Genomic DNA, 11,709 nt, shown 5'->3' with positions numbered 1-11,709 from the left:
GGCCCGGAGGGGGCCCGGACAAGGTGGCGTCAGGTGAACAGGCGGTCGCCGCAGTTGGGCCACTGGGTCTGCCACCGGCCGCCGACCCGCTGGTAGAGCAGCTGTGCCCGGTAGGTCTGCTCCTCCTCGGGCCAGGCGCTCGGCAGGCCGACGCCGCCGACCGCCTGCCACATGGCCAGGCTGAACTGGTACATCCCGTAGTAGGGCCCGTCGGGGTTGTACGCCTGGGGGTCGCCGCGCGCCACGCAGTCGGCCAGCGCCTGCCAGTCGAGCCGGGTCACCTCCCACGGGATCTGTACGGCTCGCGGCGGCATGACCGTGATGACCGTCCCGTCCTCGGGGAAGCTGTCGAGCGGCGGGCGCACCAAGGACCCGCGCCGGACGACGACGCGCTCCTGCCTGAGCACCTGCCGGACGGTACGCGCCGTGGTGCGCGCGGCGAGCCGGGTGGCGCCGGCGACCACGTAGACCCTGCGCTCGGTGTATGCCGTGAGCGACATTCCCGACAGCGGCACCGGACGGCCGGGCGGCGCGGACAGGCTGCCGGCCGCCGCCTCCACGTCGAGCTCGGCCAGGGCGTCCCGGACGTTGGTGGCGGTGACCAGGTGGGTCGTGGTGTGGCCGTCGAGGGTCAGCGTGATCAGGCGGGCGTGGCGCACCTCGATGGTGGAGCCGTCGGCGATGCCCTCGCTCAGGGCGGGACGCACGACGTCGCCCTGCCCCACGGACACGCCCGCCTCGCCGAGCGCGTCGGCCACCCGCGCGGCGAAGCCGCGGATCGCCACCGGCGTGCCGTCGACGACCACGACGACGTCCTTGACCAGGTACGAGGCCGCGACCAGCAGGCCGGCGGCCAGCGTACCCACGACGCACACCACCGGCGTCCACGGAGAACGCCAGGGGATCCGCGGACGCGGCGCACGCCTCCTGCCTCGCACGAACCACCTCCGGAAACGGCCAGGGACCGCCCGAACGCTAGCGGCGGCGACGCGCCCGCCTCCACCGCTTCACGAAAAGCCGAACCGAAAGATGGTCACCACTCGCCGAAGACCGTGACTCCGTTGGTGCTGATCGCCGCGCACAACTCGTCCGGATGGACACCCTTGACCTCGGCGAGGCAGCGCAGGGTGAGCGGGATGAGGTAGGGGGCGTTGGGCTTGCCCCGGTACGGAACCGGCGGCAGGTAGGGGGCGTCGGTCTCGACGAGCATGAGCTCCATGGGGGCCACGGCGGCGGCCTCGCGCAGGTAGCCGGCGTTCTTGTAGGTGACGGGCCCGGAGAAGGACATGAAATATCCGGCTTCCGCGCACTTTTTCGCCATTTCGGCGTCGCCTGAGTAGCTGTGGAACACCACCTTGTCCGGCGCGCCCTGCTCGGCCAGCACCCTCAGGACGTCGTCATGCGCGTCCCGGTCGTGGATGACCAGCGCCTTGCCGGTGCGCTTGGCGATCTCGATGTGCGCGCGGAAGCTCGCGTGCTGGTCGTCCTTGCTCGCCCAGTCGCGGAAGTAGTCGAGGCCGGTCTCCCCCACCGCGCGGACGTCGGCCTGTCCGGCCAGCGACTCGATCTCGGCCAGCACCTCGGGGGTCGCCTCGTGCGCCTCGTTGGGGTGGATGGCGACCCCGGCGTACACGCCTTCCTGCTCGGCCGCCACCTCGGCGTTCCAGCGCGAGGAGGGCAGGTCGTACCCGATGGTGACCAGCCTGGTCACGCCGACCTCGCGGGCGTCCCGCAGGATGGACCGTACGGTGGCCGCCGCCGCCTGCGCGGCCTGGGCCACCGGGTCGCCCGAGGACGCCTGCCTGTTGCCGACCATGATGTCCAGGTGGCAGTGGCTGTCGAACACCGGTGCGGAAAGCGGCTCGGGCGCGGCGGGAATCTTGCTCACGCATCTAAAGTAGCCTCCATGCGCTTCGGCATTCTCGGCAGCACCCGGGCATGGGACGCGGCCGGCGTCGACGTACCTCTGGGTGGTCCGGCCAGGCGCGCGCTGCTGGCGTTGCTGCTCGTGCGTCCGGGCGAGATCGTCAGCCAGGACCGCCTGATCGACCTCCTGTACGGCGACCGCTCGCCGAAGAACGCCCAGCACGCCCTGCACTCCCAGGTCTCCCGCCTGCGGGGCGACGGGATCCCGGTCGAGCTGACGCCCGCCGGCTACCGGCTGCCGGCGGCCCCCGGCGACATCGACGCCGGCCGTTTCCTGCACCTCGCCGACACCGGCCGCGCCACCCTCCTCGGCCACCACCCCGCCGAAACCGGCAGCGCGGACGACGGCCGGGCCGACGCCGCCCTGGCCGGGAGGTTGCTGCGGGAGGCGCTGGCCCTGTGGCGGGGGCCCGCCTTCGCCGACCTCGACCCCGTGCACGGCGCGCCGCTGGAGGAGCGCCGCCTGGCCGCGCTGGAGGACCGCATCGAGGCCGACCTGCGCTGCGGCGGCCACCAGGGCGTCATCCCCGAGCTGGGCGAGCTGGTCCAGCGCCACCCCCTGCGCGAACGGCTGCGCGGCCAGCTCATGCGGGCGCTGCGCGCCGACGGCCGGCCGGCCGAGGCACTGGTGCTCTACGAGGAGACCCGGCGGCTGCTGGCCGATGAGCTGGGCGCCGATCCCTCCCCCGAGCTCGCCGCCCTCCACCAGTCCCTCCTGCGCGGCGCGCCCAGCACGCCCCCGGCCCCGGCCCCGGCCCCGGCGCAACGACCCGGGACGGGCCCAGCGGCGGTGCCGCTGCCCGGCAGGCTCACCAGTTTCGTCGGCCGCGACGGCGACCTGGCCGAGGTCCGGGCGCTGCTGGCCGCCGCCCGTCTCGTCACGCTGCTCGGGCCCGGCGGCGCGGGCAAGAGCCGGCTGGCGGTCGAGCTGGCCAGAGACCACCGCGACGCCGTCCTGGTCGAGCTGGCCCCGCTCGGCCCGGGGGCCGATCTCGCGCGAGCGGTCCTGGCCGCGCTGGGCGTACGCGACGGCGCGCTGCTGGGGGCCGCTGCGCTGGGCTCGTCCGGTGAGCCGGATCCCCTGGCCCGCCTGGTCGCGGTGCTCGCCGATCGGCCGGTTCTGCTGGTCCTGGACAACTGTGAGCACGTCGTCGGCGAGGCCGCGGCGCTGGCCGAGCGGCTGCTGTCGGCGTGCCCGGCGTTGCGCGTGCTGGCCACGAGCCGCGAGCCGCTCGCGATCACCCCCGAACACCTGTGGCCGGTACGCCCCCTCGCCCCCTCCGACGCCCGCACGCTCTTCACCGACCGGGCCAAGGCCGTACGTCCTGGTTTCACCCCTGGTGAGCCGGTCGAACGCATCTGCGCCGCGCTCGACGGCCTCCCGCTGGCCATCGAGCTGGCGGCCGCCCGCATGCGTACGCACGAGGCCGGCGAGCTGGCCGAACGCCTGGCCGGTCAGGGCCGGTTCAGCCTGCGCGGCAGCCGTACGGCCGACGCCCGGCACCAGACGTTGCGCGCGGTCGTCGCCTGGAGCTGGGAGCTGCTCACCGAGCCCGAACAGGCCATGGCCATGCGCCTGACCGTCTTCTCCGGCGGGGCCACCGCGGCCGCCGCCGCGGCCGTCTGCGGCCTGCCCGAGCACCTGCTCGACTCGCTGGCCGACAAGTCGCTCCTGGAGGTGTCGGGCGGGCGCTACCGCATGCTGGAGACGATCCGGGCGTTCTGCGCCGACCGGCTCGGCGCGGAGGCCGCGACCTTCCGGCGGGCGCACGCCGCGTACTTCCTCGCCCTGGCCGAGGAGGGCGACCCCCGGCTGCGGGGCGCGGAGCAGTTGCCGTGGCTGGCCCGGTTCGCGGCCGACCACGACAACCTCCAGGCGGCGCTGCGCTGGACGGTGGAGCAGGGCGAGGTGGCGCTCGGGATGCGGCTGCTGGCCGCGCAGACCTTCTCGCTGTGGATGCGCGGCATGCGCGCGGTTCCCGCCAAGGCGGCGGCGGCCCTGCTGGAGGCGGCCGGTCCGAGACCCGATCCCGCGCTGGGGGACACGTACCTGCTGACCCTGCTCACCGCGGCGAGCGGGCGGCGCGAGCTGTGGGAGCGCCACAAGGGCAGCGCCGAGACGATGATCGCGGCGGACGGCCTGCGGAACCCGGTCGTCACCTGCCTGTGGCCGATGGTCACCTCGGCGTCGATCGACCCCGCCGTCACGATCGCGCTGATCCGGCGCGGCGAGCGCGGTCCCGACGCGTGGGAGACGACCGCCACCCGGCTGATCTGGGCCTACCCGCGAATGGCGGCCGGCGAGTTCGCCGCCGCCGAGGCGGACCTCAAGGCGGCCCTCCAGGGTTTCCGCGGCCTCGGCGAGCGCTGGGGCTCGGCGATGACGCTCGACGCCCTGGCCTGGCTGGCCAGCACGTGCGGCGACGAGGCCACCGCGCTGGCCCGCACCGAGGAGGCCATCACGCTGGCCGAGGAGCTCGGCGCGGAGGAGGACCTGGCCGACCACTACTGCAACCGGGGCGACTACCGCATCCGGCACGACCTGGCCGGCGCACGGGCCGACTACGAGCGCGCGGCGGAGCTGGCCGGGCGCACGGGCGGCGCGATCCTGCCGGCGGCCCTGCGCGGCCTGGGCGACGTGGCGGTACGCGAGGGCGACCTGGTCCGGGCCCGGGAGCTCTACGAGGATGCGTTGCGCCGGTCCGATCCGGTCTGGGTGAAGACGTCCGGGAACATGGCCAGGCTGCTCGTCGGGCTCGGACGGCTGGCCGCGGCCGAGGGCGACACGGCCGGGGCGCGGGCCTCCTACCTGCGGGCGATGGAGAGCACGGTCACGTCGGGCGCGCTGTCGGAGAGCGTCAGGGCGATCGAGGCGCTGGCGGTCCTGGCCTTCGACGACGATCCGGCGGCGGCGGCCACGCTGCTCGGCGCCGCCGTCGCGATCCGCGGCATCGACGTGCCCGAGGACGAGCACGTCGCCGGGCTGTCGCGGCGGCTGCGCGAGGCGCTGGGCGAGCAGGGGTACGCGGGTGCGCGGCGCGCGGGCGCGCGGCTCTCCCACCGGGAGGCGCTGATGCTGGCCGGCGTCCCGGCGGAGGTCATCGACGCCTCCCCCCTGCACTCCCTCGACGACTTCCCGCTCCACGACCCGACCTGAGACGCGGAAGACCCCGGGCAAGAGCACAGAGGGCGGTGAGCGTGGGGTGAGGGGGCGGTGAGCGGGGCCCGGCAGGCTCTCGGGCATGGACATCCTGATCTCCGGCGCGAGCGTCGCCGGCCCCGCCCTGGCCCTCCACCTCATCCGCTCCGGCCACCGCGTCACCGTCGTCGAACGCGCCCCCGCCCTGCGTGAGGGCGGCTACTCCGTCGACTTCCGCGGCGAGGCGCACATGACCGCGCTGCGCGCGCTCGGCATCCTCGCCGACGTCGAGCGCCTCCAGACCCACATGGGCGACATGTCGTACGTCAACGAGTCCGGCAGGAAGCTCGCCTCCGTGCCCGGCGACCTGTTCTCCGGCGACGTCGAGATCCTCCGCGGCGACCTGGCCCGCATCCTCTACGACGCCACCAAGGACCGCGCCGAGTACGTCTTCGGCGACTCCATCACCTCCCTCGCCCAGGACGCGGACGGGGTGACGGTGACGTTCGAGCGGGGCGCGACGCGCAGGTTCGACCTCGTGGTGGGCGCGGACGGCCTGCACTCCAACGTGCGCTCACTGGCCTTCGACGCGCCGGAGGCCGCCGTCACCAGCCACCTCGGGCTCTACTGCGCGGTGTTCACCCTCGACAACTACCTGGGCCTCGACCACACGGGCCTGCTCCACAGCACGCCCGGCAAGACGGTCGGCCTCTACAGCGCCAGGAACAACACCGAGGCCAAGGCCATGTTCTACTTCGGCTCACCGCCGCTGGAGCACGACCGGCGGGACGTCACCCGGCAGAAGGAGCTGCTGGCCGAGGCGTACCGGGGGGTCGGCTGGGAGACGCCCAAGCTGCTGCGCAGGATGTGGGACGCCGACGACTTCTACTTCGACTCGACCAGCCAGGTGCACCTGGACTCGTGGTCGCGCGGCCGGGTGGTGCTGATCGGCGACGCCGCCTGCTGCCCGTCGCCGCTGTCGGGCATGGGCACGGGCCTCGCGCTGGTCGGCGCGCACGTGCTGGCGGGCGAGCTGGCCGCGGCCGGCGGCGACCACCGGACCGCGTTCGCCCGCTACGAGCAGGAGGTGCGCGCCTACGCCACCGGCTGCCAGAAGTCGGCCGTGGGCGTCAGCAAGTTCATGGTGCCGGAGAACCGGCTGATGGCCTGGTTCATGAACCAGAACTACAAGATCATGCCGTATCTGCCGTGGAAGGGCGTGATAGCGAAGTCGGTCAGGAAGACCGCCTCCGCCATCACGCTCAAGGACTACGGCCTCAGTCGGCCAGCCGGCCCAGCTCCTCTTCGACGACCTTCTGGTCGAGCTTCTTGAACAGCGGCACGGGCGGCGCGAGCGGGGTGCCCGGCTTGATCGGCCGGTGCTCCCAGCGCGCGGCGCCGTCGTACTCGCCGGTGATGACGGGGTAGGGGGCGCCGCCGTCTTCGTCGACCTCGCGGATCTCCGGCATGCCGGACCAGACGCCCTGGCCGCCGAGCATCGAGAAGACCTTGTTGGACGAGCCCGGCAGGAACGGCGTGAGCATCGTCTTGGCGTCGTCGACGACCTGGAGGGCGACGTGGAGGATCGACTTCTGCCGCTCGGTGTCGTCCTTGAGCTTCCAGGGCTCCTGCTCGGCCAGGTATTTGTTGGCCTCGCGGACGACGTCGAACGCCTCGGTGATCGCGTTCTTGAACCGCGACCTGCCCAGCTCGGCGCCCACCGGCGCGAACGCGTTGCGCGAGCGCTCCAGCATGGCCCGGTCGGCGTCGGTCAGGTCGCCGGCCTCGGGCACGACGCCGAAGTTCTTGGACGCCATCGAGATCGACCGGTTGACCAGGTTGCCCCAGGCGGCGACGAGCTCGCCGTTGTTGCGGTTGACGAACTCCTGCCAGGTGAAGTCGGTGTCCTGGTTCTCGGGGCCGGCCACCGCGATGTAGTAGCGCAGGGCGTCGGCGTCGTAACGCGCCAGGAAGTCGCGTACGTAAATTACTACTTGCCTGGAGGAGGAGAACTTCTTGCCCTCCATCGTCAGGAACTCGCTGGAGACCACCTCGGACGGCACGTCGAGCGCGCCGAGCTCACCGGCCGAGCCGCCGCGCGCGCCGATGCCGCTGTAGCCGAACAACATCGCCGGCCAGATCTCGGCGTGGAAGACGATGTTGTCCTTGCCCATGAAGTAGTAGCCGCGGGCGTCGGGGTTCTGCCACCACTGGCGCCAGGCGTCGGGGTCGCCGGAGCGCCTGGCCCACTCGATGGAGGCCGACAGATAGCCGATGACCGCGTCGAACCACACGTAGAGGCGCTTGTTGGGCTGGTCGCGCCACCCCTCCAGCGGGATCGGCACACCCCAGTCGAGGTCGCGGCTGATCGCGCGGGGCTGGAGGTCGCCGAGCAGGTTGAGGGCGAACTTCAGCACGTTGGGCCGCCACTCGCCCTGCTTGGACTGCAGGTAGGAGCCCAGGACCTCGGCGAAGGCGGGCAGGTCGAGCATGAAGTGCTCGGTCTCGACGAAGACTGGGGTCTCGCCGTTGATGCGGCTCTTGGGGTTGATGAGCTGGATCGGGTCGAGCTGGTTGCCGCAGTTGTCGCACTGGTCGCCGCGCGCGCCGTCGTAGCCGCAGATGGGGCAGGTGCCCTCGATGTAGCGGTCGGGCAGGGTACGGCCGGTCGAGGGCGAGATCGCGCCCATCGTGGTCTTGGGGAAGATGTAGCCGTTGTCGTAGAGGCCCTTGAAGATCTGCTGCGTGACGGCGTAGTGGTTCTTCGTCGTGGTCCGGGTGAACAGGTCGTAGGAGAGCCCGAGACCGGTCAGGTCTTCGGCGATCACCCTGTTGTACCGGTCGGCCAGCTCGCGGGCGCTGACGCCCTCCTTGTCGGCCTGCACCTGGATCGGAGTGCCGTGCTCGTCGGTGCCGGACACCATCAGCACCTTGTTGCCCGCCATCCGCTGGTAGCGGCTGAAGACGTCGGACGGCACGCCGAAACCCGAGACGTGCCCGATGTGGCGGGGGCCGTTAGCGTACGGCCACGCGACGGCGGTCAAGATGTGCTGGGACATGACCTAAGCCTACGGGGCCCGGCCCCGCTCCTCGTCCAAACCCCCAACCCCCGCGCGGAAAGACGGAAGCCGGCGCCGGCACGTGGCCGGCGCCGGCTTCCACCGGGACGCGGAGGACCCTAGTGCTTGGACTTCTCCAGGGAGACCGCCTCAGCGGCCTCCTCGGCCGCCTTGGCGGCCACGTCGATCGAGCTCTCCTTGGTACGGCGGATGCCGAGGATGCTGATGAACAGCGAGGCGAAGATCGTCTGGAAGCTCATGACGAGCGCCGTGGCGGCCGGGACGACCATGCGCAGCGACTCGCGCGGGTCGAGCGCGCCGAAGCTGCGCACCTGCCAGTGGACCAGCGACATCACCAGGCCGACCAGACCGGCCAGCGCCAGCAGGCCGCCGACCACGAGGCCCTTCTCCAGCGTCACGATGTCGATGATCTTCCGGATCCGCCGCGACTCGGGCAGGAAGCCCTCCTCGGCCGCGTAGACCTTCGTGAACACCGCGAACAGCGCCGCCTGGAAGCCGATCACGACCAGCGCCGACGACCCGACCAGGGTGTCGACGTCGAAGGCCAGCTCACCGATCTCCACCGGCCCGAACGTCAGCGCCGTGCCCGCGATCAGGCCGAGGACCATCAGGAACACGCCGGGGTAGAAGAACAGCCACTTGGGGCTGTAGAGCAGCAGGAAGCGCAGGTGGCGCCAGCCGTCGCGCCAGGAGCGCAGGTGCGGCGGGCGCGAACGGCCGTCGGGCGAGAGCGTGGTGGGCACCTCGCGCACGTCGAGGCCGGACAGCGTGGAGCGGACGACCATCTCGGAGGCGAACTCCATGCCCCCGGTCTGGAGGTGGAGGCGCAGGATCGAGTCGCGCCGGAAGCCACGCAGGCCGCAGTGGAAGTCGCCGATGGCCGACGGGAAGAACAGCCGGCCGATGAACGACAGCACCGGGTTGCCCAGGTAGCGGTGGAGCGGGGGCATGGCCCCGGGGGCGATGCCGCCCTTGAAGCGGTTGCCCATCACGAGGTCGGCGCCGTCGCGGAGCTGCTCGACGAACGGGAGCAACGAGGTGAAGTCGTAGGAGTCGTCGGCGTCGCCCATGATCACGTACTTGCCGCGGGCGGCGCGGATGCCGCCCATGAGGGCGTTGCCGTAGCCCTTCTCGTCGACGTGGACGACACGGGCACCGGCATCACGCGCGAGCTGCTGCGAGCCGTCCGTGCTGCCGTTGTCGGCGATCAGGACTTCCCCTTCGATTCCGTGCTCCTCCATGCACGCCAATGCCTTGCGCACACAGACTTCCACGGTCTCCGCCTCGTTGAGGCAGGGCATGACCACCGTCAGTTCCACGTCTCAACCCTTCAGTAATAAGGCTCTTCCAGTGAACCATCATGCCCTGTGCCCGGCGTGCTCGGGTCAAGACCTAAAAACGACTGGCATTCTTTACAGCATGGTGAGCGTCGCGGAGATTACCCCTGTGGACCACTCCGCTCCTGGCCGGGCAGCTCGCGTGCTGTCCCTCGTGCGCCGTCATCGCGTGTTCGCCGTGGCCTTCGGCGTCGGCGCCGTGCTGCGGCTGATCACCATGCTCGGTTACGGCCCGGCGATGTGGTTCAACGACTCCTACGAGTACGTCAACGTGGCGCTGCACCCCAGGCCCCACCCGATCAGGCCCGACGGCTACAGCTTCTGGCTGATGCTGCTCAAGCCGTTCCACAGCTTCACGCTCGCCATCTTCACGCAACACCTGATGGGCCTGGCCGCGGCCGCGCTCATCTACGCCCTGCTGCGCTGCAAGTTCGCGCTGCCCAAGTGGGGGGCGACGCTCGCGGCGGCGCCGGTGCTGTTCGACGCCTACCAGATCCAGCTTGAGCAGATGGTCATGTCCGACACCCTGTTCACGCTGCTGGTCGTAGGCGTGGTGACGCTGGTGCTGTGGAAGCGGCGGCTGTCGTGGCGGGCCGGGATCGTGGTGGGGCTGCTGCTCGCGCTGACCTGGCTGACCCGGTCGATCGGCATGCCGATCCTGGGCCTCGTGGTGCTCTATCTGATCGTCCAGCGCACGGGGTGGCGGCCCATCGTGGCGGTCATCGCGGCGTGCGCGGTTCCCGTTCTTAGCTATATGGGTTGGTTTTCGACAAATTACGGCAAATTCGCGATGACCAACAGCGACGGGCTCATCCTCTACATGCGTACCGCGATCTTCGCCGACTGCAACGAGATGAAGATCGACAAGTACAAGGAGGTACAGCTTCTCCTGTTGTGCATCAACGACCCGGTCAACCAGCGCAAAGACTATGCACAGTGGTATCTGTGGGGCCAGGGCAACGGCGACGGCACGGGCACCGGCGAGGTCCTCCACCGGTGGGGCATCAACAAGAAGTTCAGCGGCATCACCAACGACGCGGCCAGCGCGTTCGCGACGCGGGCGATCCTGTCCCAGCCGGGCGACTACCTGAAGGTGGTCGCGCGCGACTTCTTCCGCTCCTTCCACTGGGGACGGCCGCGCTTCCCGGACGAGTCGACGTACAACATGTACCAGTTCAAGCCCTATTACGAGGTGGACGACACCGGGCGGCCCAAGCGCCTGCCGAAGTGGTCCTCCTACGGGGGCGGCCACACCGACACCGACGCGTTCAGCTACGAGCAGGGCCCGCCCGAGACCAGGATCGTCCACCCGTGGGCGGACATCATGAGCGGCTACCAGAAGATCTTCTACCTGCGCGGCATCATGCTCGGCGGCATCATGCTGATCGGCCTGTACGGCATCGTCGTCCGCTGGCGCAGGTTCGGCGGCCCGGTGGCGCTGCCCTGGCTGGGGGCGTTCGGGCTGTTGCTGGCCCCGGCGGCGACGGCCGAGTTCGACTACCGCTACGTGCTGCCGGCCGTCCCGCTGGCCTGCATCGCGGCGGCCATCACGCTGCGCAAGGGCGTCACTTGGGGGCGGCGGTCACCCAAGAGCGCATCAGCATCCGAGCCCACCACTGTGTCTGCGTGAGCGTCTCGGCCGTGAGCACCGGCTGCAGCCACCAGAAGTTGATCAGCACGACCATCGCGAACGCGCCTGCGAACGCCGCCCCGACGGCCCTGCGCGTGGGCGGCGCGTCGGCCCGGCCGAGCACGAGCCCGGCCATCAGCACGACCGCCAGCACCATGAACGGCACCACCGGCAGCATGTAGAACAGGTACATCGTGCGGTCGTCGGCCAGGGCGTAGTAGAACCAGGGCAGCCACCCCATCGCGTACGCCAGCAGCACCGCCCCGGCCCGCCAGTCGCGGCTCCTGGCGTACAGGACGGCCGTGCCCGCCAACGCGAGCAGCGCGCCGAACCACAGGGCGGGGGTGCCGACCCCGTGGATCGCCTGCGCGCACGCGGAGGCCCCGCACGCCGACGGCGGCACGTCGGCGGGGTAGTAGAACGACACCGGGCGGACGAGCAGCGGCCACGTCCAGGGGTCGGACATGTACTGGTGGTACTCGTGCACCCCGCTGTGGAAGGTGAAGACCTGCCACTGGTACTGGATCCATGAGCGCATGGAGTCGAACAGGAAGAAGAAGGGGCCGGAGGAGGTGGCCTGGTCCCAGTTGCGGCCGT

At 71.2% G+C, this 11,709-nt stretch carries 7 protein-coding genes and 1 pseudogene; 3 read left to right on the top strand and 5 right to left on the bottom strand.

Translation table 11 applies throughout. The annotated features are described in order from the left end of the window. Nucleotides 1-29: 29 nt before the first annotated feature. The gene (locus AB0J46_RS30445; protein WP_364337673.1) at nt 30-866 is read right to left on the bottom strand and encodes a ubiquitin-like domain-containing protein; all 837 of its coding nucleotides are present in this window, start codon (nt 864-866) and stop codon (nt 30-32) included. 167 nt (nt 867-1,033) lie between these two features. Further along, nucleotides 1,034-1,888 (bottom strand): TatD family hydrolase, encoded by an 855-nt coding sequence (locus AB0J46_RS30440; RefSeq protein WP_364337672.1) that lies wholly within the window; start codon nt 1,886-1,888, stop codon nt 1,034-1,036. An 18-nt stretch (nt 1,889-1,906) separates the two neighbouring features. Between AB0J46_RS30440 and AB0J46_RS30435 the strand changes: the two genes are divergently transcribed. Further along, entirely contained in the window at nt 1,907-5,083 is a 3,177-nt protein-coding gene (locus AB0J46_RS30435; RefSeq protein WP_364337671.1) for a BTAD domain-containing putative transcriptional regulator, read from the top strand. A gap of 85 nt (nt 5,084-5,168) precedes the next feature. Beyond that, on the top strand, nt 5,169-6,398 hold the full coding sequence (locus AB0J46_RS30430) for an FAD-dependent monooxygenase (protein WP_364337670.1): 1,230 nt from the start codon (nt 5,169-5,171) through the stop codon (nt 6,396-6,398). Here the strand turns inward: AB0J46_RS30430 and metG are convergent. Together metG and AB0J46_RS30420 are read right to left on the bottom strand one after the other, a co-directional pair. Next, nucleotides 6,343-8,124 (bottom strand): methionine--tRNA ligase, encoded by a 1,782-nt coding sequence (metG, locus tag AB0J46_RS30425; protein WP_364337669.1) that lies wholly within the window; start codon nt 8,122-8,124, stop codon nt 6,343-6,345. The two genes, AB0J46_RS30430 and metG, sit on opposite strands and share 56 nt — an antisense overlap. A gap of 119 nt (nt 8,125-8,243) precedes the next feature. Then, complete coding sequence (locus tag AB0J46_RS30420; protein WP_352353052.1) at nt 8,244-9,464, bottom strand: glycosyltransferase; 1,221 nt, start codon at nt 9,462-9,464, stop codon at nt 8,244-8,246. Nucleotides 9,465-9,624: 160 nt separating this feature from the next. Here AB0J46_RS30420 and AB0J46_RS30415 point away from each other — a divergent pair, with 160 nt between their 5' ends. Then, on the top strand, nt 9,625-11,112 hold the full coding sequence (locus tag AB0J46_RS30415; RefSeq protein ID WP_364337668.1) for a hypothetical protein: 1,488 nt from the start codon (nt 9,625-9,627) through the stop codon (nt 11,110-11,112). On the opposite strand, the pseudogene AB0J46_RS30410 reads toward AB0J46_RS30415, so the two are convergent. After that, nucleotides 11,048-11,709, bottom strand: a pseudogene (locus tag AB0J46_RS30410) (phospholipid carrier-dependent glycosyltransferase); the annotation flags it as partial. The gene AB0J46_RS30415 and the pseudogene AB0J46_RS30410 sit on opposite strands and share 65 nt — an antisense overlap.

Origin of the sequence: Nonomuraea sp. NPDC049758, from assembly GCF_040674635.1 — a bacterium.
Taxonomy (GTDB): domain Bacteria; phylum Actinomycetota; class Actinomycetes; order Streptosporangiales; family Streptosporangiaceae; genus Nonomuraea.
The sequence above is the reverse complement of the archived record's forward strand: the minus strand, read 5'-3'. Positions and strand labels throughout refer to the sequence as shown.